Genomic DNA, 26,104 nt, shown 5'->3' with positions numbered 1-26,104 from the left:
GTGCCTGACGCTGCGTACAAAACGCCGCGTGACCTGCGGATGGCAGGCTCGAAGTGATCTCTTGACGCTGACGTAATCGCTCGTTAACGTTCGACTATCGCAACAACATGTGCGATAGATACACGAGGTGAAGATGCGCGACGTTGAGATCCCCTCCGTGACGCACGACCCCGCAGATGTCTCGCAGCCGCTGGGCACTGCCGGCGGTCGCGTCGACGTCGTCGTGGTCGGCGCCGGCCCCGTCGGGCTGACCCTGGCGAACATCCTCGGAGCGAGAGGCATCCAGGTGCTCGTCGTCGACGAGCGGGCCGCCCTGATCGACTACCCCCGCGGGGTCGGGATCGACGACGAGTCCCTGCGCACGTTCCAGTCCATCGGGCTCGCCACGCAGGTCCAGCGGCACACCATCCCCAACCAGATTCTCCGCTTCGTCAACGGCAAAGGCCGGCTGCTCGCCGAGATCGCACCCAGCGGCCAGGACTTCGGCTGGCCCAAGCGCAGCGGCTTCGTCCAGCCGCTCGTGGACGCGGAGCTGCTCGCCGGTCTGGTGCGGCACGCGTCGGTCGAGGTCGCCTGGCAGCTGCGGATGGAGTCGTACGAGGCCGGCGGCGACGCGGTGACCGTGCGGCTGCAGGGGACCGGCGGCGAGGCCCGGGAGGTGCGGGCGCGGTACCTCGTCGGCTGCGACGGCGGCCGCAGCAGCACCAGGCAGCTGCTCGGCACGACCTTCGAGGGCACGACCTCCTCGACCCGCTGGGTCGTCGTCGACATCGAGAACGACCCGCTGGGCTCGCCGAACAGCTACGTGGGCGCCGATCCGGCCCGGCCGTTCGCGTCCATCTCGATCGCGCACGGCATCCGCCGCTTCGAGTTCATGGTGATGGCCGAGGAGACCGACGAGCAGGTCGAGCGCCCCGAGTTCCTGCACCGGCTCCTCGCACCGTTCGTGCCCCGGCCGGCGGAGGTCCACATCATCCGGCACCGCGTCTACACGCACCACTCGCGCATCGCCGGCACCTTCCGCAAGGGCCGCGTCCTGATCGCCGGCGACGCCGCGCACCTCATGCCGGTCTGGCAGGGGCAGGGGTACAACAGCGGCATCCGCGACGCGATGAACCTCGGCTGGAAGCTGGCCGCGGTCGTGGCCGGGCACTGCGGCGAGGACCTGCTCGGCACGTATGACGCGGAGCGCCGGGGACACGCCAAGGCGATGATCGACCTGTCGACCACGGTCGGCCGCATCATCTCGATCCGCAGCCGCCCCCTGGCATGGCTGCGCGACCGGGTGGCCGGCGCCGCGTCGCTGCTGCCGTCGCTCAAGCGCTACATCGTCGAGATGCGCTTCAAACCCATGCCACGGTACGAGAGCGGCGCGATCGTGCCGGCGGCGAGCCCGCAGTCGCCGGTCGGCCGGCTCTTCATCCAGCCGCAGGTGGAGACCCTCGAGGGCACGGTGTTGCTCGACGACGCCCTCGGCGCCTGGTTCGCCGTGCTGTGCTGGAACAACGACCCGACGGCGATCCTCGACGACGAGGCGCTGCACATGTGGCGCGGGCTCGGTGCCCGGCTGGTCGCGATCGTGCCGAAGGAGCAGCTCGGCCGCACCGCCTTCCCGCCGGAGGTCCTCGTCGTCGGCGATCTCGGCCGCCTGAAGACGTGGTTCGACACGCACACCGAGTCGGTGGTGTTCCTGCGCCCCGACCGCTGCGTGGCCGCCGCGTCGATCGCGCAGGAGGCGTCGGAGGTGTCGCGAAAGCTCGCGAACGCGCTGGTCCTCAGCGGGCCGCGCCGTGCCACGGTGGAGGTGACCGATCATGGCTGATCGCAACGGGTACGACCACACGGTCGACGTCCTGGTCGTCGGCTCGGGTGCCGGCGGGCTGACCGCGGCGCTCACCGCCGACGCACGTGGACTGTCGACGCTGGTGGTCGAGAAGGCCGACCGGTTCGGCGGCTCCAGCGCACTGTCCGGCGGCGGGCTGTGGGTGCCGGGCGCGCCGGCGCAGACCCGGGCCGGCGTCCACCTGGACCGCGACGACGCCCTCACCTACCTGCGGCACATCACCGAGGGCACGGTGAGCGAGGCCCGGCTCCAGGCCTACCTGGAGCACGCCGCCGCCATGCTCACCTTCCTGGAGGGCACCAGCGAACACCTCCAGTTCGTGTGGAAGCCCGGCTACCCCGACTACTACCCCGAGGCGCCCGGCGGCTCCACCGAGGGCAGCGTGATCAACATCCCGCCGATCGACCTGCGTCGGCTCGGCGCGGACGCCGCGCTTCTGCTGCCCCCGCACGCCGTCGCGCCGAGCGGCTTCTGGATCGGGCCCAACGAGCTCGTCGACTTCTACCGGCTGCGGCAGACCTGGAAGGGCAAGCGGGTCTTCCTCCGCCTGCTCTGGCGGATGGTGCGCGCGCGGCTGTCCGGCGAGCGGGTCGTGACCATGGGCCAGGCCCTGATGGCCCGGCTGATGCTCGCGTTCCGCGAGAAGCGGCTCGACCTGTGGCTGGAAGCACCGATGACGTCGCTGATCACCGACGGGACCGGCCGGGTCGTCGGCGCCGAGGTCAGCCACCGCGGGACGGTGCGGCGGGTCCGGGCCCGGGGCGGCGTCATCCTGGCATCCGGCGGGTTCGACCACGACCCGGCGCTGCGCCGCGCGCACCAGCCGTTCGCCGACCCCACCCTGAGCCTCGGTGCCACCGCCAACACCGGCGACGGCATCGTCGCCGCCCAGGCTGCCGGCGCGGACACCGCGCTCATGGACAACGCCTGGTGGTACCCGGCGGTGGCCTGGGGCGGCGGGCGGGTGCAGTTCAGCCTCAACGAGCGGATGATGCCGGCCCAGTTCATCGTCAACGGCGCGGGCGACCGGTACATCAACGAGGCCGCACCCTACGAGGACTTCGGCCACGCGATGATCGCCGGCGAGGCGGCCGGCGTCCGGCACATCCCGTCCTGGCTCATCACCGACGACTGGTGCTGGCGGCGCTACGTCGTCTTCGGGCACCTGCCGCTGCCCAGAATCCCCTTCGCGCCGGTCCCGACCGGACGGAAGCTGCCCCGCTCCTGGCTCGCGTCGGGCTCGGTGGTGACCGGCCGGAGCATCGACGAGCTCGCCGAGCGGATGGGGGTGCCGGCCGACCGGCTCCGCCGCACCACCGAGCGCTACAACACGCTCGCTGAGGCCGGCCGCGACGACGACTTCCACCGGGGGGAAAGCGTGTACGACCGCTACTACAGCGACATCACCTTGCCCGTGCCCAACCTCAGACCCCTCGGCGCCGGCCCCTACTACGCCTTCGCCCTGATCCTGTCCGACCTGGGCACCAACGGCGGCGTGCTGACCGACGAGCGCGCACGCGCACTGGACACCGGCGGTGCGGCCATCCCCGGCCTGTACGCGACCGGCAACGTCGCCGCGACGATCATGGGCCGCAGCTATGCGGGAGCGGGTGCCACCCTCGGCCCGGCGATGACGTTCGCGTACGTCGCGGCCAACGACATCGCGGTGCACGGGGTGACCGGATGAGCCGGGGATACGCCGGACGGAGTGTCGTGGTCACCGGCTGCGCGTCGGGCATCGGCGAGCGCCTCGTCCATCTGCTGCACCGGCGCGGCGCCCGGGTGACCGGCCTGGACCGGACCCCGACGACAGCGCCGGTCGACCGGTTCGTCCGCGTCGACCTCGCCGACTCCGCCTCCATCGGCGCGGGGGTCGAGGCGGTCGACGGCCCCGTCGACGCGCTGTTCAACGTCGCCGGTCTGTCCGGCGCCGCCGACCCGGCAACGATCGTCGGGGTCAACTTCGTCGGCACGAGGGAGCTGACCGAGGCGCTGCTGGAGCGGATGGAGCCCGGCGCCGCGGTGGTGAGCACCGCGTCGATCGCCGCCTCGCACTACCTGGAGCGGCGCGAGCTGGTCGCGGGGCTGCTCGCCACGCGGGACCGGGCCGAGGCCACCCGCTGGTGCCGGGACCACGCGGCCGACATCGGCACCGGCTACGCCGTCTCGAAGGACGCGATCGTCTGGTACACGATGACCCGCGCCGTCGCGCTCGCCGCCGGTGGCATCCGGATCAACTGCGTCGCGCCGGGGCTGACCGCGACCCCGATCCTCGACGCCTCCCGGGCGGCCCGCGGCGACGCCTTCCTCGAGGCCATCCCGAAGCCGCTGGGCCGGATCGCCGAGCCCGAGGAGCAGGCGAGCGTCCTGGCGTTCCTCAACAGCGACGACGCCAGCTACGTCAGCGGGCAGGTGATCTGGGCCGACGGCGGATACCTGGCCGGCGTCGCCACCGGGCAACTGCCGCACCGCACAGGAAGCGTCGGCACCGCCGCACCGTCAGGAGACCGACCTTGACCGAGATCATCGCTGGACTGACCACGGGCGCGATCTACGCGATGGTCGCCCTCGGCTACAACGTGACCTTCCTGGCCTCCGGCGTGCTCAACTTCGCGCACGCCAACCTCATGGTCCTCGGGATGTTCGTGGCGTACTGGGCGCACAGCATCGGCGGCCTGCCGACGGTGCTGGTGTTCCTGATCGCCTTCCTCATCGCCGGCGCCGTCGGGCTGGTCGAGGAACGGTTCGCCATCCGGCCGCTGCGCAACACGTCCGGCAGTGCCGAACTGGTCACCATGATCGGCGTCGCCACCGTCATCACCGGGGTCATCGCCGTCACCTTCGGCACCGACGCGCTGCGCGTGCCGTTCTTCGGACCGGAACAGACCGTCGTCCTGCTCGGCGGCCGGGCACAGCCGCTCGACCTGATCATCGTCGCGGCCGCCATCGTCCTCGCGGCCGGGCTGCACCTGATCACCCACCGCACCAGGGTCGGCCTTGCGGCACTGGCCCAGACCGACGACCGCGAAGCGGCGCAGCTGCGCGGCATCAACGTCGGCGGACTGTCGATGTGGGGCTTCGCGGTGGCGTCGGCCGCCGGCGGCCTGCTCGGACCGTTGCTGGTCTCCAAGACCTTCGCCGCGACCTCGCTGGCGCTGGTGCTGGCCGTCAAGGGCTTCGTCGTGCTGGTGCTCGGCGGGGTCGGCAGCCACCGCGGGGTGCTGATCGCCGCCTTCGGCATCGGCCTCATCGAAGCGTTCGGCGCCCGCTACATCGGGCCGCTCTACCGCGACGTCGTCGTCTTCGGTGTGTTCGCGGTCGTGCTGCTGGCGTTCCCGCAAGGACTCTTCGGCGATCGGAAGGTGAGAGCGGTATGACCCAGGGCACTGCGGTACGCCCCCTGGCCGGTGCGTGGGCCGTCGCGGTCGGGCTGATCATCGCCCTGCCCTGGCTCGGCGCGAGCGGCGCGACACTGCGGCTCGTCACCCTCGTGGCGATCCTCGCCCTGGTCGTCAGCGGGCTCAACCTCACTCTGGGGTACGCCGGCGAACTGGCACTGGCGCAGGTCCCGATCTACGCGGCCGGCGCCTACGCGACCGGCTACCTGGCGACGGCGGTGATCAACGACCTGCTCGTCGCGATGGCGGCCTCCGTCCTCGTCGCCGTGCTCGTGGGCGTGGTCACCGGGCTGCCCGGGCTGCGCCTCGGCGGCCGGACCCTCGCGATCACCTCGTTCTTCGTGGTCCTGCTCATCCCGTCGATCGTCAACGCGTTCGGCGACCGCCTCGGCGGCTACGAGGGGATGATCGGCATCCCGGCACCGGCGGTCTTCGGCATCGACCTCGACGGTCCGGCGTTCTACGTCGTCGTCATCGCCGTCACCGCGCTGTGGTTCGTCATCTTCCGCAACATCGCGGTGTCCCGGCACGGCGCGTCGCTGCTCGTGCTCAAGCAGAGCCCGATCCTCGCCGCCGCCGTCGGCACCTCGCCGCACGGCACCAAGATCGTCGCGTATGCGATCGGCGCGGTCCCCGCCGGGATCGCCGGTTGCTTCGCCGCCTACGTCGACGCCTACCTGTCGCCGCTGACCTTCGGGCTCGAACTGTCGATCATCATCCTGGCCGCCGGCATCCTCGGCGGGCCGACGAGCGTGTACGGGGCGATCATCGGCGCGGCGATCATGCAGATCGGGCCGCTGCGGGTGACCGTCTTCGACAAGTACGCCCTCGTCGCGTACGGCGTCTTCCTCATCATCGGCGGGCTGCTGCTGCGCAACGGGCTCGCCGGCGTCACCACCAGGCTCGTCGGCCGGCTCAAGGTGCGCCGGCGCCGCGAGGCGGCGACCGCCGACCCGCACGCGGCCGACGGCACGGCGGTGGACCTGCCCGCCGTCGATGGTCAGCCGCTGGCGGTGCGGGGCGTCACCAAACGGTTCGGCGGCAACCTCGCCGTCGACGGGGTGTCGTTCGACGCCCTCCCCGGCCAGATCACGGCACTCGTCGGGCCCAACGGATCCGGCAAGACCACGATCATGAACCTGATCTCCGGGTACTACAGCGCCGACGCGGGCACGGTCACGCTCGGGGACCGGGTCGTCTCCGGCCTCCCCGCACACCGGGTGGCCCGGCGCGGCGTCGGCCGGACGTTTCAGACCCCGCTGATCCCGCAGGGCCTGACCGTCGCCGACACCATCATCACCGGCCGGCTCGGCAGCCACCCGGTGTCCCTGCTCGCCACCGCGCTGCGGCTGCCCCGGCACTGGAAGGCGCTGGCCGAGGAGCGCCGCGGCAGCCGCGAGATCATGCGGGCGCTCGGGCTGGACCGGTACGCCGACCTGCCGGCCGCGGAGCTCGCGCTCGGCACCCGCCGGCTGCTGGAGCTCGGCCGGGCGATCGCCGGCGGCAGCGCGCTCGTGCTGCTGGACGAGGTCGCGTCCGGGCTCGACGAGGAGGACATCCAGGGCCTGGTGCGGGTCCTGACGAAGATGCGGGCCGCCGGCGTCACGGTGGTCCTCGTCGAACACAACTTCTCACTCGTCAAAGCGGTCGCGGACAGCATCGTGGTGCTGGCCGAGGGGCAGGTCATCGCGACCGGCACACCGGCGCAGATCGCCGCCGACCCCACGGTCGTGCGGACCTACCTGGGTGCGGGCGGCGAGATCACCGGCACGCGGGTGACGGCCGAACGCACCGCCGGCGAGAAGGCGGGCCAGGCATGAGCACGTTGGAAGTGCAGGCCATCGCCTGCGGCTACGGCGACCTGCGCGTCGTCACCGACGCCACCCTCAGCGTCGACGCCGGAAGTGTCACCGCGCTGCTGGGCCGTAACGGCGCCGGCAAGACCACGACCCTGCGGGCCATCGCCGGGCTGAACAGGATCACGTCGGGCCGCGCCATGCTCGACGGCGCCGACCTCGCCACCATGCCGGCCTACCGCCGGGCCCGGGCCGGCATCGCCTACGTCCAGGAGGGCAAGCGCATCTTCCGGTCCCGCACGGTCGAGGAGAACCTGCTCCTGGGCACGTACGCGGCCAGCAGCACCACGCGCGGCCGCGAGCTCATGGGGGAGATGTACGAGCGGTTCCCGCTGCTCGCCGAGCGGCGCAAGCTCCGGGCCGCGCAGCTCAGCGGCGGCCAGCAGCAGATGCTGGCCATCGCACAGGCCCTGATCGCCGACCCCCGGGTCCTGCTGCTCGACGAACCGTCCGCGGGCCTCGCACCCGCGATCGTCGGGCAGGTTCTCGACGTCATCCGCGACCTGCGTACGCGCGGGCTCGCCGTCCTGCTGGTCGAGCAGGCGGTGGAGTTCGCGCTCGCCGCGGCCGACCGGGTCGTGGTCCTCAACCTCGGCCGCACCGTCCATTCCGGTCACGCCACCGATACGGGCCTTCGCGAGGCGATCCAGCGCGCCTACATGGCCGAGGACGTCTTGTGACGGGCCACACCCCCGCCCCCATTCCCCCCGAAAGAGGCAAGGTCATGCAGTCATCCGGAAGGTCCAGCAGATACCGCTCGCTCCTCGCCGCCGGTGCGGCGCTCGTCCTGCTCACCGCGGGCTGCGGCGACGACGCCGCCGACAAGGGCGCCACCGAGAACTTCGACGTGCTGTTCATCGGTGGTGTCACCGGCCCTGCCGCGACGACGGTCGCGGCCACCACCAAGGCGCTCGACGCGGCCGCCAAGTCCATCAACGAGAACGGCGGCGTCAAGGGCCGCAACGTGGTCATCAAGGTGAAGGACTCCCAGGGTGACGCGCGCCGCGCCGTCAGCCTCCTGCAGGAGGAGCTCTCCGGCAGCAACCTGCCCGACGTCGTGATCCCCAGCGGCACCAGCGCCGAAGCGCTCGCCATGGTGCCGCTGCTCACCCGCAGCAAGATCACGTCTGTGGCCTTCGGCGCCAGCCCGTTGCTCAACGACCCGCAGAAGTACCCGTACCACTTCCAGAGCGTGCCCAACAGCGCGGCCCAGCTGACCGGGCTGCGCAAGCACCTGGAGTCCAAGGGCGCCAAGCGCCTCGGCCTGCTCGTCTCCCAGGACGAGTACGGCAAGGGCGTCGTCCAGGCGGTCAAGACCCAGCTGGAGGGCAGCGGCATCGAGGTGAAGAACTTCGAGTTCGTGCCGACCGACATCGACCTGTCCGTCTCCTACCGGCGGATGCTCGACGCGAACCCCGACTTCGCCTACATCGACACCACCGGCGACGCGGCGACCCGGCTGCTGCAGGCGCGGGTCCAGACCGGCGCCGTGAACATCCCGACGATCGCCGGCAGCGGCATGTCGCTCACCGCGGGCGGTCCGTTCAAGTACGGCTCCCCGGAGGCCAACAAGAACCTCGAGATCCTCGTGTTCAAGGTCGAGGTCGCCGTGCCCGAGGCGCAGCAGTCCCCGGTCTTCAAGGACTTCCTCACCCGGTACTCCGGCGGCCAGCCGATCCAGAACAGCCTGTCGACGCCGTCCCTGGCCTGGGACCAGCTGCGCCTCATCGCGGCCGCCGCGTCGAGCGACGGCGCGCTCAAGGACCTGCCCACCTCGCTGGTCCAGGCCGTCTACAACCTCAAGGTCCCCGACGGGTACTGGCTCACCGAGAAGCAGTACACGTTCACGAAGGACAAGCACACGCCGACGCCGACGCCGGACGACTTCCCGTTCATTCCGTCCTCCGCCCAGGTCAACGGCCAGTACCAGGTCGGTTCCTAGCCTCTTTCCGTCCCCGTCGAAGAGCCCGGAAAGGACAGCGATGACACTCTGGACCGACCTTGCCACGACCGCCTTCCGCGTCCACACCGTCCAGGTCGGAGCGTGGTCGACGCGCGTGCTGGAGGCCGGCACGGGTGAGCCGCTCGTCCTCATGCACGGCACGGGCGGTCACCTGGAGGCGTACGCACGCAACGTGCCGGCGCTCGCCGGACGCTTCCGGGTGATCGCCTACGACTTCCCCGGCCACGGGCGCACCACCCTCGCCACCCGTGACCTCGAGATCGCCGACTACACCACGCACCTGCACGGCCTGCTCGACACCCTCGGCGTCGAGCGCGCGCACCTCAGCGGCGAGTCGCTGGGCGGCTGGGTCGCGGTCAAGTTCGCCGCGGCCCACCCGGACCGGGTCGCCCGCCTCGTGCTGAACACCCCCGGCGGGACGATGGCGACGCCGGAGGTGATGGAGCGCATCCGGACCCTCAGCCAGGCCGCGGCCGACGACCCGACCCCGGAGCGCATCCGGGCGCGGCTGGCGTGGCTGATGGCCGAGCCGGCGTCGGTGACCGAGGAGCTCGTGGCGATCCGGCAGGCGATCTACGCCCAGCCCGGGTTCGCCGCGTCGATGCGGCACCTGCTGTGCCTGCAGGACCCCGACATCCGCCGGCGCAACCTCATCACGCCCGCGGAGCTCGGCGCGGTCACGGCGCCGACCGTGGTCGTGTGGACCAGCGACGACCCGTCGGGGCCTGCCGCGGCCGGCCTGGAGATGGCCGAACAGCTGCCGCACGGCCGCTTCGCGCTCATCGACCGGGCCGGGCACTGGCCGCAGTGGGAGCAACCGGACGCCTTCCACCGCATCGTCCTGGAGCACCTGGCGGTCGCCGCATGAACCCGGTCGTCGCGGCGGCGGACCGGCTCGAGCGGGCGGCGCGCACCGGCGTGCCGTGCGAGCCGGTCACCGACCTCATCGGCGGCACCGACATCGGCGTCGCCTACACGGTGCAGTCGATCCTCACCGCCCGGCGGCTGGCCGGCGGGGCACGGATCGTCGGGCGGAAGATCGGCCTGACCTCCGCGGCCGTCCAACGGCAGGTCGGCGTCGACCGGCCCGACTTCGGGGTGCTCTTCGACGACATGCTGTGCGGGCCTTCGGTGTCGATGGAGCGGCTGCTGCAGCCCAAGGCCGAGGCGGAGGTCGCCTTCGTCCTCGCCGCCGACATCGTCGACGCCGACCCGGTGGCCGTGGCGGCGGCGGTCGGGCACGCCGTCGCGGCGATCGAGGTGGTCGACAGCCGGATCGCCGGATGGCGCATCGGGATCACCGACACCGTCGCCGACAACGCCTCCAGCGGCGTGTTCGTGCTCGGCGACATCCCGCTGCGGCTGGAGGAGTTCACCCCCGCCGACGTGCCGATGCGGATGTACCACAACGGGGCACTGGCCAGCGAGGGCGACGGCCGGGCCTGCCTCGGCGACCCGCTCAACGCCCTGACCTGGCTGGCCCGCACCGCGCTCGAACTGCACGCGCCGCTGCGCCGCGGCGACATCGTGCTCTCCGGCGCCCTCGGGCCCATGGTCGCCGTCGGCGACGGCGACCGGATCGAGGCCGAGATCGGCCCGCTCGGCCGCGTGTCCGCGACGTTCACGAAGAAAGGCTGAGATGGCTCACCACGTAGCGATCATCGGATCGGGCAACATCGGCACCGACCTGATGATCAAGATCAAGCGCGCCGGGGGACCGCTGGAGGTGGCGGCCATGGTCGGCATCGATCCCGGGTCCGACGGCCTGGCCCGCGCCCGCCGGATGGGCGTGGCCACCACCTCCGACGGGGTCGACGGCCTGATCCGGATGCCGGAGTTCGGCTCGGTCGAGATCGTGCTCGACGCGACCAGCGCCGCCGCGCACCTCGCCAACGCCGCGGCCCTGGCACCGTACAACCGGCGGATCATCGACCTGACCCCGGCGGCGCTGGGCCCGTTCGTCATCCCGCCGGTCAACCTCGAGCAGCACCTGGCCGCGCCGAACATCAACATGGTGACCTGCGGGGGCCAGGCGACGGTGCCGATCGTGGCGGCCGTCTCCCGGGTCACACCGGTCGCCTACGCCGAGATCGTCGCCACCGTCGCGTCGCGCTCGGCGGGCCCCGGGACCCGGGCCAACATCGACGAGTTCACCGAGACCACCGCCCACGCGCTGGAGTCGGTCGGCGGGGCCCGCCGCGGCAAGGCGATCATCATCCTCAACCCGGCCGACCCGCCGCTCATCATGCGCGACACCGTGCTGTGCCTCATCGGCGACGCCGACCACGACGAGGTCCGCGCGTCGATCGAGCGGATGGTCGCCGACGTCGCCGTGTACGTGCCGGGGTACCGGCTCAAGCAGGCGGTGCAGTTCACCGCGGTCGACCCGGACGAGGTGCGGCTCCTCGCGCCCGACGGGGCCCGCTGGAAGGTCAGCGTGTTCCTGGAGGTCGAGGGGGCGGCGCACTACCTGCCGGCGTACGCCGGGAACCTCGACATCATGACCTCGGCCGCGATGCGGGTCGCCGAGCGCATCGCGCTGGGGGTGGCGGCGTGACCGGGATGTATCTGCAGGACGTGACCCTGCGGGACGGGATGCACGCCATCCGCCACCGCATCAGCCCGGAGCGGGTGGGCGCGATCGTCGGCGCGCTGGACCGCGCCGGCATGGCCGCGATCGAGGTGACCCACGGCGACGGGCTCGCCGGGTCGAGCCTCACCTACGGCCCCGGCAGCCACACCGACTGGGAGTGGATCGACGCCGCCGTCGCCGCCGCGTCCCGGGCGACGATCACCACGCTGCTGCTGCCCGGCGTCGGCACCGTCGCCGACCTGCGCGAGGCGCACGCCCGTGGCGTCACCTCGGTGCGGGTCGCGACGCACTGCACCGAGGCCGACGTCGCCGCCCAGCACATCGCCGCGGCGCGCGACCTCGGGATGGACGTCTCCGGGTTCCTCATGATGAGCCACATGCTGGAGCCGGCCGAGCTGGCCGCCCAGGCCCGGCTGATGGAGTCCTACGGCGCGCACTGCGTCTACATCACCGACTCCGCCGGCCGGCTGACCACCGAGGACGTGCGGGCCCGGGTCCGGGCCTACCGGGAGGTGCTCGGCGCCGGCACGCAGATCGGCATCCACGCGCACGAGAACCTGTCGCTGTCGGTCGCGAACTCCCTCGCCGCGGTGGAGGAGGGGGTGTACCGCGTCGACGCGTCCCTGGCCGGCCAGGGCGCCGGTGCGGGCAACTGCCCCATCGAACCGTTCGTCGCCGTGGCCACGCTGCGGGGCTGGGACGTCGGCTGTGACCTCCTGGCGCTGCAGGACGCGGCCGACGACCTCGTGCGGCCGCTGCAGGACCGGCCGGTGCGGGTCGACCGGGAGACCCTGACGCTGGGGTTCGCCGGGGTGTACTCGAGCTTCCTGCGCCACGCGGAAGCGGCGGCGACGACGTACGGCGTCGACCCGCGCAGCCTGCTCATGGAGGCGGGCCGGCGCGGGCTCGTCGGCGGACAGGAGGACATGCTGGTCGACATCGCGCTGGAGATGACGGCTGTCCGCACGTCAGCCTGACGCCTGGGCGTCCGGTCCGGGCGGCGCTCAGGTGGCGGCTGTCGACCGAGGGAGTTCGTGTCGCGTACGGTCCGACGCATGCCTGCCCGCACGAGATCCGGTGCCGCGAGGTCGTCCTGGGGAGACCGGGCGGCGGTGGCGGTCGCGGTGGTGCTCATCGGGGTGGTGATGTCGGCGGGCCTGTGGCAGGTCATCAGGTTCGCCCGGATCTGGGTGAACGACCCGGGACTCGCCACGGTCTGTCTGGCGATCGGCGCCGTCGTCGTGCTGGGCCCCATGCAGGCACACAGGTGGGTCGCCGCACGCCGGCAGGATCGAGCCGACCGGTTCCGGCGGCTCACGGAACGCCCCGCCCGGCACGACCTCGACGGCTACCGGCAACTGCTGGCCGCGCTGCGCCGACGGTCACCGATCGCGCTCGCGCAACTGAGCAGCCGGCCGGCGCTGATCGACGGGCTGTTCTTCCACGCCCGGCGCGGTGACCTCCGGCGCGAGCTGCAACCCTTCGCCGACCGGCTACGCAAGCGTCCCAACCCGGTGACCCGGGCCCTCGCCAGCTTGCACCCCGACGGCCACGTGCGCGAAGCCGCAGTGTCGGCGATGGTCGAACGACCGCGGCCCGAGTACGTACCGTTCCTCGCCGAGCGGGCCGTCGAGTGGGTCGAGCCGGTGCGCCGGCGGGCCTTGGCCGGACTGCACAGGATGCTCACCGAACAGCCCGCCCGGTACCGGCCGTTGGTGGCGCGGGAACTGCCCCGGTTCGCCGCCCGTCGGCACGGCCCTGCGCTCGCGGCTCTCCTCGATCAGGTGAGCGCCAGCCGGACCGGGTAGCGGCGCAGCCACAGGTTGAGGCCGAGCAGCAGCTCGACCGACCGCCGGCTCATCCCGAACCCGCTCTCCTCCAGCGGGGCGGCCAGCGTCTCCCGGATCCGCGGCGGATTGATCAGCTCCGCGATCGGTGCCTGCGGGTCGTCGACAACCTCGATCAACGACTGGCGCAACGTCTGTTCGTACACCGGATCCTGCGTCGACGGGTACGGGCTCTTCCGCCGGCGCAGAACCGACTCGGGCAGCAGGTCGGCGACGGCGGCGCGCAGCACGCTCTTCTCCCGGCCGTCGAATGCCTTCATCGACCACGGCGTGTTGTAGACGTACTCCACCAGCCGGTGGTCGCAGTACGGCACTCGGACCTCCAGCCCGTGCGCCATGCTCATCCGGTCCTTGCGGTCCAGCAGGATCTGCAGGAATCGGGTCAGGTGCAGATAGGAGATCTCGCGCATCCGGTGCTCGGCCGGCGACTCGTCGGACAGGTGATCGACCTCGGCCAGTGCCTGCCGGTATGCGGCGTCCCGGTACCCGTCCAGATCCAGCGCGCGCTCCAACTCCGGGGCGAACAGCCCCTGTGCGCTGCCCGGTCGATCCGGCAGCGTGGTCAGCCAGGGGAACCCGTCGGCGTTGACCGCGGTGGGGTCGTGGAACCAGCGGTACCCGCCGAACACCTCGTCCGCCGACTCGCCGGACAACGCGACGGTCGAGTGCTCCCGCACCGCGCGGAAGAGCAGGAACAAGGAGGTGTACAGGTCGCCGAGGCTGGTCGGGATGTCGTTGGCGACCATGACCTCCGTGCGGTACAACGAATCCGTCAAATCGCCGCTGTTCAACACGATGTCGGCGTGCTGGGAGCCGACGTGCTTGGCGACCTCGTGGGCGTAGGGCGTGTCCGGCTCCGGCCGCATCGCGTCCGGGTGGAAGTGCTCAGTCTGCCCGACGAAGTCGACCGCGAACGAGCGCACCGACCCGAGCCCCTGTTCCCGCATCCCGAGAGCGGCGAGCGCGGTGACCGCCGACGAGTCGAGCCCGCCGGACAGCAGGGTGCACAGCGGTACATCCGCTATCAACTGCCGACGGATGATGTCTTCCAGCAGGTCTCGCACGGTGTGTACGGTCGTGTCGAGGTCGTCCGTGTGCGGCCGCGCCGACAGCCCCCAGTAGCGGCGCGTCCGAGTCCCATCCCGGTCAACGACGACAACGTGACCCGGCCGGACCTCGCGCACCCCGCGATAGACGCCGTGCCCCGGCGTTTTCACCAGCGCCAGCAGCTCCCGCAGCCCGTCAAGGTCCACCTCGGCCGACACGTCCGGATGGGCCAGAATGCTCTTCGGCTCCGAGGCGAAGAGCACCCCGTCCGGCGTCGGATGGAAGCACAGCGGCTTCACCCCCATGCGGTCCCGGACCAGCAACAGGCGCTGCTGGCGGCCGTCCCACACTCCGAAGGCGTACATGCCGTTGAGCCGTTCGGCGAAATCCTCGCCCCATTCGAGGTAGGCGTGGAGCACGACCTCGGTGTCGGAGTCGGTCCGGAAGTCGTGCCCGAGCGCGCGCAGCTCCGCGCGCAACTCCCGGTAGTTGTAGACCTCCCCGCTGTAGGTGAGGGCGACGGTCGGCTGCCGGTCCTCTTCGGCGAGCATGGGCTGGACGCCGCCCGCCAGGTCGATCACGGCCAGCCGGCGATGGCCGAAGCCGCAGTGCTGATCGAGCCAGAGCCCTTCGGCATCGGGTCCGCGGAGCGCGGCGGTGGCCGTCATGGCCCGGAGCGCCGACTGCTCATGGACGAGATTCCGGTCGTACGCGACCCATCCGACAATTCCGCACATGGTTGGCCCGTACCCGTCCAACGCCGGGCACAATCGCCCGCAACGCCTGACTTGCCACGCGCAGGCACTGGAGCGGTTGCGAGCCCTCGAGCCCGACCTCCGGCGGATGCGCGAGGCCGTGAACGGGGCCGAGGAGGTGGTGAGGCTCGCGCCGGCGCGGTGGAAACGCCGCCGCGACGTGGAGCGGTTCCGGCACGCGATCGACCACCTGGAACCGATCGTCCTGGAGTGCCGGGACCTGGCCCGGTGGGCGGCCGACGGGCGCCGCACGGCCGCCGACTACGCCGACCTCGTCCTGGCGTCCTGATCGTTGTCTGCCGGGCGGACAGGCGCTGGTGGGACGCCGGGAGCCCACCACCGCGTCATCGGGGGTGCGGCGCCGCACCCGGCAGGAGAACCCAGTCGGCCGGGCGGTGTGGAGGCAGTCCGGCCCCTGCCTCGTCGCACAACTGTCACACGAATGAGGGGTGTCCTCCATGCCGCGCGGCGAGGATCGCGACAGCGGCTCCGGGCGGAGCCACGCCGTGCAGCAAGCCCTGGGGGTGTCGACGTCATGCCGTTGATCGGCGGCCGGTACCGGCTGATCGCCGAGGTGGGCACCGGCGGCATGGCGTCCGTGTGGCGGGTCGTCGACGTCAGGCTCGAACGGACTGTTGCGATCACCGTCGCGACGGTGATCGCCGTGCTCGCCACGGACCGGGCAGACACGGCGTGACCCGCGGCCGTTCGCTACGGTTCGACGCGGTCGTCGAGGATCCCCGCGACATGGGACACCTGGCGCTGTACATCGCGATGCTCACCGGCACGCTGGGTCGGCGCCCGATCCACGTGCACGTCGACCTCGCCCGGTGCCCGTCGGTCGACGCGGCCGGCGTCGACCTCCTCGTCGAGCTGCACCGCCGGCTGCGCGACCTCGGCGGACGGCTGACCCTGCTGAGACCGTCGACGCAGATACGGCACCTGGTGCAGCTGTCCGGACCGGATGCCCTGCCCGAGATGGTCGGCGGAGGCGCGCCGGCGCCGGGTGAGCCGTCACGGTAAGCGTCGTACGATCGTCACAATTCCGATGGGCGACCGCCATGCGCTCCGGTGAGCATGACATGCACGGGGCGGATCGCCGTCGTTCGCAGACCGCCCGTGACCGGAAGGGCGGGGCTCGCATGACGGTGCTGCACACACAGGACGGCACGGACTTCAGCCTGGTGTGCGACGGCTGCGGGCTGGTTGTGGATCATCTCGGCGCCAGTCTGCATTCCTGGACACTGACCTGGAGCCTGTTCAGCCGGCACGGCTGGATCGGTACACAGACGCCCGGCGGACCGCATGGATGCCCTCGATGCGTACGGGTGACGGGACGGTCTGCTATCGACGACGAGGAATCCGAACGCATCCAGCCGCCGGATGGCGCCGGCACCGATCAAGAGGCGTCTGACAGAACCCGGAGTCCGGCGCCGTCGCGGGCACGCCGGGCAGCGTCGTCATTGTTCTCACACGGTGACCGCAGCAGCGTTGATCCGCTCATGACGCAGCTGCCGGCACCCTGACTGGCGCGAGGTTGGCTCGGCTGCGGGATGGTCCGTTGCCGCGGACGCTGCCGTTTGTCAAGCTGAGTCGCTGGTCAGAGGGCAGAAGATGCCGCTCCCGGACGTCGGCGACGACTGGCGTGAGGATGTGCGTGCGTTGACGTTCAGGTGGCGCGCGATCATGCTTCGCCATCCCTGGGCTCCGAGCCTGATCGGGAGGCCGATGCTAGGGCCTGACGTCCTCGCCATCTGACCAGCAGCCGTTGCGGCGCGGATCAGCTGAAGGATGCTGGCGCGTTACTGGCCGAGTAGTGCCCGGTGCCGCTGCCCGCAATGCCCCAACCAGCCGGGGCGGGTGTACTTGGTGCTGCGCGACGTCCGCATCGAGTTCGCCGCGGGGCTGGATTCTAGTGACGCTCCCGCTTGCCCTCCCGGGCTGATCCTGACGCGCTTGGCGTTCTGGGCCATCCGCTGATAGACCACATTGGACAATCGGCGTTTCAAGCAGCGCAGGGCTTCCAGCGCTCGAGCTGTTCTGCGTCCTGCGCTGTGATCACGTCGATCAGCACCTGCTGACGCATCCGCCAGGTGTCCGTCGCCTCGCCGATGGTGAACGGGTCATACCACGGCGGGATGAGATGGCCGGCAAGGTGGGGTGTCGGGGAACCGGCGGGGTGGCTTGTCCTGTGTGGACACTCGCCACTGGTCACGAGAACCTCCCTGGATCAGTACCCGCGGAGCCGTTCGACGCAGTTGGCCTCGCGGCGCGTGCCTCGATGCAGTGCGGAGCGCGGTGGGGGCTTGACGTCTTATTGAAAATGAATATCGTTACGGATAAGCCCGCCCCGGGCGGGGAGATGAGGAGGATTGGTATGCGGGTTCGTATCCCGTTGCTGGGTGCTGCCACGACGGCGTTGACGGTCGCGGTGCTGGCTGTCGGTACCCCGGCGCAGGCGGCCGGAGTGGTGCTGTCTCAGGGCCACGTCGACGCCGTCGACGTGGCCTTCGAGGGCGGTGCGTTCGAGCTGTCAGTGCATGACGAGACGGTCGAGCCGGATGTCGAGCGTGACCCGGCGTCCGTCGTGTTCAGGGTGCCGTCGCGGGCCGCGGTCACGGTGCCGGCAGACCCGGCCTACGCGTTCCTGGGCTCGCCGGGCTCGACCGTCTACGTGCTGCCCGAGGTGCAGGACCCGGCGCTGCTGTGGGCGGGACTCGCCACGGAGGAGCTGGAACCGGGCGTGTTCGCCGGTGACAGCGTCCGGATCCGGTTCCGGCAGGTGCTCGGCCCGGACGGGTTCAGTCTGTTCGCCACCGACCCGGCCGGCGCGCCGCTGGTCGCGGTCGACAGCGAGAACGGCCTGCCCGACATCGTGACGCTGCCGGTGGCCACTCACGCGCACTACAACTGGGCGTTCGAGCGGCCAGGCACGTACCGGATCAAGGTCGACGTCACCGCGCGGCTCGCGTCCACGGGCGCGACGGTCACCTCCGACCCGGTGTGGCTGAAGTTCGTCGTCTGCGCGTAGCCCCCGTTCATCGATCGAGAAGGAAGCTCATGAGACTGTTCCGCCGGTCCGTCGCCGTGATGGCGACCGCCGTGGTGCTGCTGGGCCTGGCCGCGACGCCCGCGGCCGCGGCCACCATCCAGTCCGGGCACATCGACGGCCTCGACATCGACTATGTCAACGGCGCGCTGAGCCTCGACATCAAGACGTACAGCCCGGTCGACGACGACCTGTCGCCGTCCGGCACGACGCTGCGGCTGCTGTCGTCGTCGGCGATCACCGTGCCGTCCGGCGCCGCTTGGTCGTGCCTCGGCACGGCCGGGTCCACGGTGTACGTGGCACCGCAGACGCAGAACGTCAACCTGCTCTACGCCGGCTGGAACGCCGAGGACGTGCCGGCCGCGCAAGGTCCGGTGAAGCTGGAGCTGGTGAGCTGGACCGCCCCGGCCGGTGGACGGTTCGCGCTGTACACGACCGCCGGTTTCCCGGCCACGCCGACGTTCCGGCTCAACACGAACGCCGCCGCCGGTTGCTCGGCGACGGTGTGGCCGGGCGGCATCGCCGCCGGTACGCACGCCCACGGCAACTGGGCGTTCTCCCAGCTCGGCACCTACACGCTGACGTTCAAGGCGACCGCGCAGAACGGCGCCGGCGCCACGTCGGGCAACGTCACCTACACGTTCCAGGTGGGCTGACCGCAACCGGTCCGTCCGGCCGCACCGGTCGGGCGGACCGGCTTCCTCCACCGAGCCCTCTGGATAGAACGGTTATTGAAAGTGAAACTCGTTTCAGTGTCGAGCAGCCGCAGGCGCTTCGGCGTGGTGCTCGCCGTTGCCGGGGCGCTGGTCGCGATGCTGGGTTCGGCGGCGGTACCGGTGAGCGCCGCCACCGGTGCACCGGCGCCGCCCAGCCGCCAGCGGACCGTGCTCAACGACGTGCACACCGACCTGCTGTTCGTGGACTACACCGACGGCGGGCTCGACGTGCGCACCCGGATCGGCAACGGCGACGCGGCGACGTTCGCCGACCCGGCCGACGTACTGGTGCAGCTGTTCGACACCGACACCTCGAGGCTGGCGGTGCCGGACCTGCCGGACTACGCGTTTCTCGGCGCCGCGGGCGAGCCGATGTGGTTGGCCCCGGAGATCCAGGACTACGCCCTGGTGTGGCCAGGTTGGTCCACCGAGGGCATCGAGCCGGGCGCGATCACCGGAGACTCCGTGCGGTTCCACCTGCGGGAGGTGCGCGGGCCCGGACGGGTCGAGATCTTCGCGTCAGGCCCGGTGGGGGAGCCGCTGCGCTACTTCAGCTCAACGGATCCGGCGTACACCAGCGGCTCGTGGCCGGTGATGACGCACGCGCACGCGAACTGGGTGTTCACCGCCCTCGGCCGGTACGTGCTCACGTTCGAAGTCACCGCGACACGCCCGGACGGCCGGACGATCAGCTCCGGCCCGGTCGAGGTCGCCTGGTACGTCGGTGGCACATCGACGGCCGACATCCCTGCCACACCGACGTCCACCAACCTCACACCGCCGCCTGCCACCTCGGTGGCAGGCGAACCGGTCACCCTCGCCGCGACGGTCGAACCAGCGGGTGCGGACGGCTGGGTCGAATACCTCGACGGCACCACCGTCCTGGGCCACCAGCCGGTCACCACCGGCGCAGCCAGCCTCACCGTCACCGGCCTCGCCGCCGGCGAACATCAGCTGGCGGCCCGGTTCGTCCCCAGGTACAGCACCGACTTCACGCCATCGGCCGCCCCGGCCGTTGCCCACCAGGTCACCGGCGGATCCCCGTCCGCCGCGCCGAGCTCGTCGCCGGTCCCCAGTCCGACGTCCTCCCACACGGCCTCGCCGGAGACGACGACCACCACGCCCGCGACGACAGTCCCGGCGACCAGCACGGCCGCGCCACGTCCGACATCGTGCGCGCCGACCACCCGTACCAGCGGCGTCGTCATCACCTCAGGACACGCCGACGTCGCCGTCCGGCTGGAGAGCGGCCGCCTCGTCACCAGGATCAAGGACGGCACCGGCGGCGGCGCACCGGTCTGGCGGACCCCGTCGGAGGTGGTGCTCCACCTCGGTGACGCGGCGACCGCGACGGTGCCGGCCGGACCGTTCGACTTCCTCGGCGGCCAGGGCGCCACCGTGTGGCAGGTGCCGCAAACCCAGAAGGCTGGCGTGCCCTGGCTCGGCTGGAACACCGAGGAAGCCGGTCAGGCCGGCGGGCCGGTCACCTGGAAGCTCACGGGCGTCGACGGCCCCGGCACGGTCGCGGTGTTCGAGTACGACGCGTTCGGCCAGCCGAAGGTCATCTTCAACAGCAAGGACGGCCTACCGGACAGCCTCGCCGTGCCGCTGGGCACGCACGCGCACGGCAACTGGGCGTTCACCAAGCCCGGCGCGTACCGGTTGTCGTTCAGCCACACCCTCGGCGGCTCGACCGCGACCTCCGTGGTGACGTTCGCGGTCGGCGGCACCGACCCGAAGACGCTGCTGCCCCGCACGACCAGCACCGGCTGCGCCGCCGCGGACGGCCGGCTGCCCCGCACCGGGACAGCGCCGTCGCCGCTGATCGGCGCAGGCGCGGCCATGGTCTGCGCCGGCGGAGTGCTGGTCGCACTGACGTACCGGCGACGGAGGACGACGTGAACGGCCGACGCGTCCTCGGCACGCTGATCATCCTGGCCTCGGTCGCCGGCTGCGGTGCCGTCCCGTCCGGCGACGCCGCCGTCAGGGTGGTCGCGACCACCGAGATCCTCGCCGACCTGGTGCGTGCGGTCGGCGGGGACCGGGTCACCGTCGACTCGGTCGTGCCGCCCGGCGGTGACCCGCACTCCTACGAGCCGACCCCCAGCGACGCGAAGACGATCGCGAAGGCGGACGTGACGTTCACCAACCATCTGCTGCTGGAAGAACACGCGCTCATCAAGGCGATCGACGCGAACGCACCGAAGGACGCACCTAACGTGTCCCTCGCCGAGTCCGCGGAGGCGTACGGCGCGCAGGTGATCCCCCTCGTGGAGAACATCGCCCTGGACGTGCCCTGGGTCGGGCTCGCGGTGCGGGGCAGCGGCGCCGCCCGCGGCGCGTCCCGCGCCTCGGAGATCAGGCTGACCGCGGCACAGCTCGACGGGCCAGGGCGGCTGGCGGTGTACCTGACGCACGCGCTGGGTCAGCCGGAGGTCTACGTCGACTCCGCCGACGGGCTGTCCCCGGCTGACACCGTGGTGCTGCCCCCCGACGCGCACACCCACGTCAACTGGGCGTTCAGCACGCCGGGGATCTACCGGCTGGCCCTGTCCGCGGCCCTGTCCAACCCCGACGGTGTCGTACAACCGGTGGCGGCGGGCACGTTCACGTTCGCTGTCGGCGTGGACCCGCACACCGTGGCGGGCGGGGCCACCGTGCTGGACCGCGGCCACACCGATGTGGCCGTCGACCTCGACCGCGGCGACATGTACGCCTGGACCGACGCGGACACGCCCGGTACGCAGCGGGCCGTGCCCGCCGCCGACGTGGTCATCGACGTGCCCAACCGTGCCCTGGACACCGTGCCGGACGACCCGCGGTTCGCTTTTCTCGGCAGGGCCGGTCAGAGCATCCACCAGCTGCCGCAGGCGGTCCTCGGCAAGCACGTCCACGGCGAGATCGATCCGCACCTGTGGCAGAACGTGGCCAACGCCAAGGCGTACGTGCAGATCATCCGCGACACCCTCGTCACCCGCGACCCGGCCGGCGCGGACGGCTACCGGCGCCGAACCGCCGGCTACCTCGCCGAGCTCGACCGGCTCGATCACGACGTGCGGGCCAGGATCGCCACGATCCCCGCCGACCGCCGGCAGCTGGTCACCACCCACGACGGGTTCGGCTACCTCGCCAAGGCTTACGGGCTGACCGTCGCCGGGTTCGTCGTGCCCAACCCGGCGCAGGAGCCCAGCGCCGCGCAGGTCCGCAAGCTCACCGAGACCATCGCCAACCTGCGGGTGCCGGCGGTGTTCATGGAACCCAACCTCTCCAAACGGGCGAGCGTGCTCACCCAGATCGCGAAGGATCAGGACATCCGCATATGCAAGCTCTACGGGGACGCGTTCGACGACCAGGCCGGAACCTACCCGGTGATGATGCGGCACAACGCCGACGAACTGGCCACCTGCCTTGGTGGTCCGTGATGGCCGCCGCCGTCTTGGCGGTGCTGCCCGCACTGCTGGGGCTGCCGGCGCGAGCGGCACCGGCGCCGGTCATCCTCACCGCGGGCCACGCCGACCTCGGACCCCGTCTCGTCGACGGCGGCTGGCAGGTCCAGGTCCGCGACGACACCGTGCGCCCGCCGGCCTGGCGGGCCCTCGACGAGGTCGTCGTCCATGCCGTCGACGCCACCCGCGCTCAGGTCCCGGCCACGACGCAGTTCGCGTTCCTCGGCGCCGCCGGCAGCGACGTGTGGATCCTGCCGCAGGTGCAGCGCCCGGACGCGGTCTGGCTCGGCTGGAACACCCAGGACCCCACCGTCGCCACGACGATCCAACGGGAGATGACCTGGCGGGTCCATCAGGTCACCGGCCCTGGAAGGTTCGCGCTGTTCCTCAATGGCAACTTCGGCGCCCCGCAGGTCGTCTTCGACAGCGGCAGACCGCTGCCCCAGGACAGCGGCGTCGAGGTGAACAACCACGTGCACGGCAACTGGGTGTTCACCGCCCCGGGCGCGTACCGCATCGACCTGGAGATGACCGCCGCCGGCAAGGCCGGGGATCAGCTCAGCGGACGCGGCACCCTGCGGGTCTACGTCGGCGCCGGCGACCCGGCGACGGCGTTCCCCCCGGCGTCCTCACCCGCGGCAAGCGCCGGCACCGGCCCGGCAGCCCCCGCAGCGGTCGCGGTGGCAGGCGACTCGACTGCGGGCCGGGCATGGTTGTGGCCCGCCGTCGGCGCCGGGGTGCTGCTCATCCTGTTGGCGCCGCTTGCCGTCGTGCTGGTGCGGCGCCGGAACCGCAGGGCCGAGCGGTGAGCCCCGCGACCTTGCTCGTTCGCGGTGTGGGGGCCCGGCTGGCCGGACGGGAGGTGCTCGCCGGTGTCGACCTGGCCGTGCACGCCGGCGAGATCGTCGGGCTGATCGGACCCAACGGCGCCGGGAAGACCACCTTGCTGCGGGTGGTGCTCGGCCTGCTCGACCGGCACGCCGGCACGGTCAGCGTCGCCGGGCAGCCGGCCGACCGTGCCCGCGGCAGTATCGGCTACGTCCCGCAACGCCACGAGTTCGCCTGGGACTTCCCGATCACCGTCGAGCACGCCGTCCGGACCGGGCTCACCCACCGCACCCGGTGGCTGGGCCGCCCGCCCCGCGAACACACCACCGCCGCCCGCGCCGCCCTGGAACGGGTCGGCATGGCCGGGCTGCGGCACCGGCCCGTCGGCGAGCTGTCCGGCGGGCAGCGACAACGGGTCCTCGTCGCCCGGGCCCTCGTGCTGCGGCCGGCGCTGCTACTGCTCGACGAACCCTTCACCGGCCTCGACCAACCGACCCAGACCATGCTCACCGACCTGCTGCGCCGCCTCGCCGGCGACGGCACCGCGCTCGTGGTCACCACCCACGACCACACCGCCGCGAACCGTCTCTGCGACCGCATCTGCCTGCTCAACCGCACCGTCATCGCCGACGCGGCCCCCGACGAGCTGCGCGACCCGGCCGTGTGGCTGCGGGCGTTCGGCGTCACCGGAGCGACCTCATGACCCTCCTCGACCTCATCACCGAACCGTGGGACCACGCGTTCATGCAACGCGCGCTGCTCGTGGCCGCCATGTCCGGCATCGTGTGCGGTGTCGTCGGCAGCCACGTCGTGCTGCGCGGCATGGCCTTCATCGGCGACGCCGTCTCCCACGCCGTCTTCCCCGGCATCGCCGTCGCCTTCGTCCTCAAGGCCGACCTCGTCATCGGCGGCGCCGCCGCGGGCCTGGCCACAGCCCTCGCGATCGCCGCTGTCGCCCAGAACCGGCGGCTCAAGGAGGACACCGTCATCGGCGTGTTCTTCGCCGCCGCGTTCGGCCTCGGGATCGTCGTCCTCAGCAGCGCCCCCGGCTACAGCGGCTCACTGGAGTCGTTCCTGTTCGGGCAGATCCTCGGCATCAGCGACCGCGACGTGCTCACTGTCGCCGGCACCGGTACGACGCTGCTCGCCGCGGCCGCGATCCTGCACAGCCGGCTGGTCACCGTGACCCTCGACCGGGAGACCGCCCGCGCCAACGGGCTGCCGGTCGCCGCGCTGGACGTCGCCCTGTACGCGATGGTCGCCCTCGCCATCGTCATCTCCCTGCAGGCGGTCGGCAACATCCTCGTCCTCGCCCTGCTCGTCACCCCGGCCGCCTGCGCCAGGCTGCTCACCGACCGGCTCGGCACCATGATGCTCGTCGCGCCGCTCATCGGCTCGCTCGGCGCTGTGTGCGGCCTGTACCTGTCGTACCACCTCGACCTCGCCGCAGGCGGGCTGATCGTGCTCGTGCTGACCGGCGTGTTCATCGGCTGCTGGCTGCTGGCCCCACGGCACGGCCTGCTGGCCCGGATGCGGCTGCGCCGGGCTCGGCCGGAACCCGAACCGGCCGGGAGGTTGCTGCCTTCCGAAACGGCGGGCCGGTGACCACCCGCGACGGTGGAGATCGCGCCGTTGGACCGCTTCGAGGTCGTCGCCGAGCGTCCTGACGGCGCCGACGGTCCGGCCCGGCTGTTGCTGTACGACATCGACGGTCGCACCTTCACGCTGATCACCGACGGGGTGGCGTCGGCGGTGGCCCGCCACGGGATGCTGTGGTGGTCGACCGGGGACCAGGACACCGCCGAGTGGCACGCCGTCGACCTGCGCACCCTGTCCGCCTGAGTCGCCGCGGCCGCCAGGAGGTCAGGACCCGTACTGCTCGGCGGGCGTGGCGATCGCCGTCGCCTCGATGACGCGAAGGTACGGGATGCTCTCGGCGTTGACCGGATCCTTGACGGTGCGGTCGTCGTGCACCCCGACGACCTCGAACCACTGCTCCTGGTTCGGAGTGGCCGGCGTCTGTTCGCCGCCGTCGCCGAGCTGACCGGGCAGGTCGCCTCCATGAGCTATTTCGCAAGTGGGTCTCCACCAACCTATTCAAGAGTTCGTATCATCCACATGGCAGGGGTTTCTGACGATGGGGGAGGTGATGTCGTGACCGGGTCTCAGGCACCTGATTCGCCGTTGCACCTGTCGACGGCGGAGCTGTTCGCCGCGGCGGAGGCCGAGGTCCGCGACGACGATCCGGAGTGGCACTGGGAGCACCTGGTGGCGCTGCACGAACGTGCCACGCCCGAGGTGTTCCGGACCGCCTGGGCGCTCGCGGGCGATGCGGACCCACGCCGTCGGGAGTTGGGTGTGCGCGTCATGCGGGAGGTCGGCCGTGACGACCCGGCCGCCGCTGATCTGCGCCGCGGGAACTGGCCGGTGCTGCTCGACCTCCTCGACCGCGAGAAGCATCCGGACGTGCTGCCGTGGGTGGTGTCGGCGATCGGCTACAACGAGGTGCCGGGTGCGTTGCCGACGGTGCTGCGGCTGGCCGGCCATCCCGACGCGGAGGTCCGGTTCCAAGTGGCGGCGAACATTCCGTGCCTCGTGGATCCGGCGGCGCCGGAGGAGGCGGCCCTCGCGGTGCTGCGGGTGCTTGCCGAGGACGACGACGAGGACGTGCGCGGGTATGCCCGCTACGGTCTGGTCGAGGAGCTCGGCGCCGACCTCTGAGGACGGACGGGCGCGCCCCGGCCGGGGCGCAGGTGCGGGCGG

At 71.7% G+C, this 26,104-nt stretch carries 27 protein-coding genes; 25 read left to right on the top strand and 2 right to left on the bottom strand.

Annotated features, from left to right (window positions below):
• The first annotated feature begins 133 nt into the window (after window positions 1-133).
• The 12 genes from ACQEVZ_RS45490 (at window position 134) to ACQEVZ_RS45435 (ending at window position 13,461) form a co-directional block, all read left to right on the top strand.
• Window positions 134-1,822: a bifunctional 3-(3-hydroxy-phenyl)propionate/3-hydroxycinnamic acid hydroxylase gene (locus ACQEVZ_RS45490; protein ID WP_433379894.1), complete on the top strand. Its 1,689-nt coding sequence runs from the start codon at window positions 134-136 to the stop codon at window positions 1,820-1,822.
• Window positions 1,815-3,530 (top strand): FAD-binding protein, encoded by a 1,716-nt coding sequence (locus ACQEVZ_RS45485; protein ID WP_433379891.1) that lies wholly within the window; start codon window positions 1,815-1,817, stop codon window positions 3,528-3,530. The genes ACQEVZ_RS45490 and ACQEVZ_RS45485 overlap by 8 nt, the downstream gene beginning before the upstream one ends.
• Window positions 3,527-4,360, top strand: coding sequence for a coniferyl-alcohol dehydrogenase (locus ACQEVZ_RS45480; RefSeq protein ID WP_433379888.1), 834 nt, complete (start codon window positions 3,527-3,529; stop codon window positions 4,358-4,360). The genes ACQEVZ_RS45485 and ACQEVZ_RS45480 overlap by 4 nt, the downstream gene beginning before the upstream one ends.
• Window positions 4,357-5,220 (top strand): branched-chain amino acid ABC transporter permease, encoded by an 864-nt coding sequence (locus ACQEVZ_RS45475; protein ID WP_433379885.1) that lies wholly within the window; start codon window positions 4,357-4,359, stop codon window positions 5,218-5,220. The genes ACQEVZ_RS45480 and ACQEVZ_RS45475 overlap by 4 nt, the downstream gene beginning before the upstream one ends.
• Complete coding sequence (locus ACQEVZ_RS45470; protein ID WP_433379882.1) at window positions 5,217-7,061, top strand: branched-chain amino acid ABC transporter ATP-binding protein/permease; 1,845 nt, start codon at window positions 5,217-5,219, stop codon at window positions 7,059-7,061. The genes ACQEVZ_RS45475 and ACQEVZ_RS45470 overlap by 4 nt, the downstream gene beginning before the upstream one ends.
• Window positions 7,058-7,777: an ABC transporter ATP-binding protein gene (locus ACQEVZ_RS45465; protein ID WP_433379879.1), complete on the top strand. Its 720-nt coding sequence runs from the start codon at window positions 7,058-7,060 to the stop codon at window positions 7,775-7,777. Before ACQEVZ_RS45470 ends, ACQEVZ_RS45465 begins: the two co-directional genes overlap by 4 nt.
• 44 nt (window positions 7,778-7,821) lie before the next feature.
• Entirely contained in the window at window positions 7,822-9,039 is a 1,218-nt protein-coding gene (locus ACQEVZ_RS45460) for an ABC transporter substrate-binding protein (RefSeq protein ID WP_433379876.1), read from the top strand.
• Window positions 9,040-9,079: 40 nt separating this feature from the next.
• Window positions 9,080-9,928, top strand: coding sequence for an alpha/beta fold hydrolase (locus ACQEVZ_RS45455; protein ID WP_433379873.1), 849 nt, complete (start codon window positions 9,080-9,082; stop codon window positions 9,926-9,928).
• Window positions 9,925-10,698 (top strand): 2-keto-4-pentenoate hydratase, encoded by a 774-nt coding sequence (locus ACQEVZ_RS45450; protein WP_433379870.1) that lies wholly within the window; start codon window positions 9,925-9,927, stop codon window positions 10,696-10,698. The genes ACQEVZ_RS45455 and ACQEVZ_RS45450 overlap by 4 nt, the downstream gene beginning before the upstream one ends.
• 1 nt (window position 10,699) lies before the next feature.
• On the top strand, window positions 10,700-11,617 hold the full coding sequence (locus ACQEVZ_RS45445) for an acetaldehyde dehydrogenase (acetylating) (protein WP_433379867.1): 918 nt from the start codon (window positions 10,700-10,702) through the stop codon (window positions 11,615-11,617).
• Complete coding sequence (gene dmpG / locus ACQEVZ_RS45440) at window positions 11,614-12,630, top strand: 4-hydroxy-2-oxovalerate aldolase (protein ID WP_433379864.1); 1,017 nt, start codon at window positions 11,614-11,616, stop codon at window positions 12,628-12,630. Before ACQEVZ_RS45445 ends, dmpG begins: the two co-directional genes overlap by 4 nt.
• 78 nt (window positions 12,631-12,708) lie before the next feature.
• Complete coding sequence (locus tag ACQEVZ_RS45435) at window positions 12,709-13,461, top strand: hypothetical protein (protein ID WP_433379861.1); 753 nt, start codon at window positions 12,709-12,711, stop codon at window positions 13,459-13,461.
• On the opposite strand, the gene asnB is transcribed toward ACQEVZ_RS45435, so the two are convergent.
• On the bottom strand, window positions 13,434-15,284 hold the full coding sequence (gene asnB, locus ACQEVZ_RS45430; RefSeq protein ID WP_433379858.1) for an asparagine synthase (glutamine-hydrolyzing): 1,851 nt from the start codon (window positions 15,282-15,284) through the stop codon (window positions 13,434-13,436). The genes ACQEVZ_RS45435 and asnB overlap by 28 nt on opposite strands.
• Between asnB and ACQEVZ_RS45425 the strand changes: the two genes are divergently transcribed.
• The 4 genes from ACQEVZ_RS45425 (at window position 15,283) to ACQEVZ_RS45410 (ending at window position 16,828) form a co-directional block, all read left to right on the top strand.
• Window positions 15,283-15,591 carry a hypothetical protein gene (locus ACQEVZ_RS45425; RefSeq protein ID WP_433379855.1) on the top strand — a complete coding sequence of 103 codons (309 nt, stop codon included), beginning with the start codon at window positions 15,283-15,285 and terminating at the stop codon, window positions 15,589-15,591. The genes asnB and ACQEVZ_RS45425 overlap by 2 nt on opposite strands.
• 246 nt (window positions 15,592-15,837) lie before the next feature.
• Window positions 15,838-15,999, top strand: coding sequence for a hypothetical protein (locus tag ACQEVZ_RS45420; RefSeq protein ID WP_433379852.1), 162 nt, complete (start codon window positions 15,838-15,840; stop codon window positions 15,997-15,999).
• Window positions 15,996-16,325, top strand: coding sequence for an STAS domain-containing protein (locus tag ACQEVZ_RS45415; RefSeq protein WP_433379849.1), 330 nt, complete (start codon window positions 15,996-15,998; stop codon window positions 16,323-16,325). The genes ACQEVZ_RS45420 and ACQEVZ_RS45415 overlap by 4 nt, the downstream gene beginning before the upstream one ends.
• Before the next feature lie 119 nt (window positions 16,326-16,444).
• Complete coding sequence (locus ACQEVZ_RS45410; protein WP_433379846.1) at window positions 16,445-16,828, top strand: hypothetical protein; 384 nt, start codon at window positions 16,445-16,447, stop codon at window positions 16,826-16,828.
• A gap of 479 nt (window positions 16,829-17,307) precedes the next feature.
• On the opposite strand, the gene ACQEVZ_RS45405 is transcribed toward ACQEVZ_RS45410, so the two are convergent.
• Window positions 17,308-17,517 carry a hypothetical protein gene (locus ACQEVZ_RS45405; protein WP_433379843.1) on the bottom strand — a complete coding sequence of 70 codons (210 nt, stop codon included), beginning with the start codon at window positions 17,515-17,517 and terminating at the stop codon, window positions 17,308-17,310.
• A gap of 162 nt (window positions 17,518-17,679) precedes the next feature.
• Between ACQEVZ_RS45405 and ACQEVZ_RS45400 the strand changes: the two genes are divergently transcribed.
• From ACQEVZ_RS45400 to ACQEVZ_RS45360, 9 genes are all read left to right on the top strand, one after another.
• Window positions 17,680-18,333, top strand: coding sequence for a choice-of-anchor M domain-containing protein (locus tag ACQEVZ_RS45400; RefSeq protein WP_433379841.1), 654 nt, complete (start codon window positions 17,680-17,682; stop codon window positions 18,331-18,333).
• Between the two features lie 29 nt (window positions 18,334-18,362).
• Window positions 18,363-19,007, top strand: coding sequence for a choice-of-anchor M domain-containing protein (locus ACQEVZ_RS45395; protein WP_433379838.1), 645 nt, complete (start codon window positions 18,363-18,365; stop codon window positions 19,005-19,007).
• A gap of 81 nt (window positions 19,008-19,088) precedes the next feature.
• Window positions 19,089-20,969: a TIGR03773 family transporter-associated surface protein gene (locus tag ACQEVZ_RS45390; protein WP_433379835.1), complete on the top strand. Its 1,881-nt coding sequence runs from the start codon at window positions 19,089-19,091 to the stop codon at window positions 20,967-20,969.
• On the top strand, window positions 20,966-22,489 hold the full coding sequence (locus tag ACQEVZ_RS45385; protein ID WP_433379832.1) for an anchored repeat ABC transporter, substrate-binding protein: 1,524 nt from the start codon (window positions 20,966-20,968) through the stop codon (window positions 22,487-22,489). Before ACQEVZ_RS45390 ends, ACQEVZ_RS45385 begins: the two co-directional genes overlap by 4 nt.
• Entirely contained in the window at window positions 22,489-23,322 is an 834-nt protein-coding gene (locus ACQEVZ_RS45380) for a choice-of-anchor M domain-containing protein (protein ID WP_433379829.1), read from the top strand. The genes ACQEVZ_RS45385 and ACQEVZ_RS45380 overlap by 1 nt, the downstream gene beginning before the upstream one ends.
• A 26-nt stretch (window positions 23,323-23,348) precedes the next feature.
• A complete protein-coding gene (locus ACQEVZ_RS45375; protein WP_433379826.1) occupies window positions 23,349-24,044 on the top strand; it encodes an anchored repeat-type ABC transporter ATP-binding subunit in 696 nt (231 codons plus the stop codon).
• Complete coding sequence (locus ACQEVZ_RS45370) at window positions 24,041-24,946, top strand: anchored repeat-type ABC transporter permease subunit (RefSeq protein WP_433379823.1); 906 nt, start codon at window positions 24,041-24,043, stop codon at window positions 24,944-24,946. Before ACQEVZ_RS45375 ends, ACQEVZ_RS45370 begins: the two co-directional genes overlap by 4 nt.
• 27 nt (window positions 24,947-24,973) lie before the next feature.
• The gene (locus ACQEVZ_RS45365) at window positions 24,974-25,183 is read left to right on the top strand and encodes a hypothetical protein (protein ID WP_433379820.1); all 210 of its coding nucleotides are present in this window, start codon (window positions 24,974-24,976) and stop codon (window positions 25,181-25,183) included.
• A gap of 312 nt (window positions 25,184-25,495) precedes the next feature.
• A complete protein-coding gene (locus ACQEVZ_RS45360) occupies window positions 25,496-26,062 on the top strand; it encodes a HEAT repeat domain-containing protein (protein WP_433379817.1) in 567 nt (188 codons plus the stop codon).
• The last annotated feature ends 42 nt before the right edge of the window (window positions 26,063-26,104 follow it).

This window comes from Dactylosporangium sp. CA-152071, from assembly GCF_050936335.1.
Classification (GTDB): domain Bacteria; phylum Actinomycetota; class Actinomycetes; order Mycobacteriales; family Micromonosporaceae; genus Dactylosporangium; species Dactylosporangium maewongense.
Note: the sequence above shows the minus strand (reverse complement) of the source record. Positions and strands in the feature narration are given on the sequence as shown.

What these genes read in the sequence shown, in the direction of transcription:
- ACQEVZ_RS45420 (WP_433379852.1), top strand. Translation starts at nt 15,838, where the DNA reads ATGCCGTTGATCGGCGGCCGGTACCGGCTGATCGCCGAGGTGGGCACC.
- ACQEVZ_RS45490 (WP_433379894.1), top strand. Translation starts at nt 134, where the DNA reads ATGCGCGACGTTGAGATCCCCTCCGTGACGCACGACCCCGCAGATGTC.
- ACQEVZ_RS45370 (WP_433379823.1), top strand. Translation starts at nt 24,041, where the DNA reads ATGACCCTCCTCGACCTCATCACCGAACCGTGGGACCACGCGTTCATG.
- ACQEVZ_RS45395 (WP_433379838.1), top strand. Translation starts at nt 18,363, where the DNA reads ATGAGACTGTTCCGCCGGTCCGTCGCCGTGATGGCGACCGCCGTGGTG.
- ACQEVZ_RS45485 (WP_433379891.1), top strand. Translation starts at nt 1,815, where the DNA reads ATGGCTGATCGCAACGGGTACGACCACACGGTCGACGTCCTGGTCGTC.
- ACQEVZ_RS45470 (WP_433379882.1), top strand. Translation starts at nt 5,217, where the DNA reads ATGACCCAGGGCACTGCGGTACGCCCCCTGGCCGGTGCGTGGGCCGTC.
- asnB (WP_433379858.1), bottom strand. Translation starts at nt 15,284, where the DNA reads ATGTGCGGAATTGTCGGATGGGTCGCGTACGACCGGAATCTCGTCCAT.
- ACQEVZ_RS45380 (WP_433379829.1), top strand. Translation starts at nt 22,489, where the DNA reads ATGGCCGCCGCCGTCTTGGCGGTGCTGCCCGCACTGCTGGGGCTGCCG.
- ACQEVZ_RS45480 (WP_433379888.1), top strand. Translation starts at nt 3,527, where the DNA reads ATGAGCCGGGGATACGCCGGACGGAGTGTCGTGGTCACCGGCTGCGCG.
- ACQEVZ_RS45465 (WP_433379879.1), top strand. Translation starts at nt 7,058, where the DNA reads ATGAGCACGTTGGAAGTGCAGGCCATCGCCTGCGGCTACGGCGACCTG.
- ACQEVZ_RS45460 (WP_433379876.1), top strand. Translation starts at nt 7,822, where the DNA reads ATGCAGTCATCCGGAAGGTCCAGCAGATACCGCTCGCTCCTCGCCGCC.
- ACQEVZ_RS45435 (WP_433379861.1), top strand. Translation starts at nt 12,709, where the DNA reads ATGCCTGCCCGCACGAGATCCGGTGCCGCGAGGTCGTCCTGGGGAGAC.
- ACQEVZ_RS45425 (WP_433379855.1), top strand. Translation starts at nt 15,283, where the DNA reads ATGGTTGGCCCGTACCCGTCCAACGCCGGGCACAATCGCCCGCAACGC.
- ACQEVZ_RS45455 (WP_433379873.1), top strand. Translation starts at nt 9,080, where the DNA reads ATGACACTCTGGACCGACCTTGCCACGACCGCCTTCCGCGTCCACACC.
- ACQEVZ_RS45450 (WP_433379870.1), top strand. Translation starts at nt 9,925, where the DNA reads ATGAACCCGGTCGTCGCGGCGGCGGACCGGCTCGAGCGGGCGGCGCGC.
- ACQEVZ_RS45410 (WP_433379846.1), top strand. Translation starts at nt 16,445, where the DNA reads ATGACGGTGCTGCACACACAGGACGGCACGGACTTCAGCCTGGTGTGC.
- ACQEVZ_RS45400 (WP_433379841.1), top strand. Translation starts at nt 17,680, where the DNA reads ATGCGGGTTCGTATCCCGTTGCTGGGTGCTGCCACGACGGCGTTGACG.
- ACQEVZ_RS45445 (WP_433379867.1), top strand. Translation starts at nt 10,700, where the DNA reads ATGGCTCACCACGTAGCGATCATCGGATCGGGCAACATCGGCACCGAC.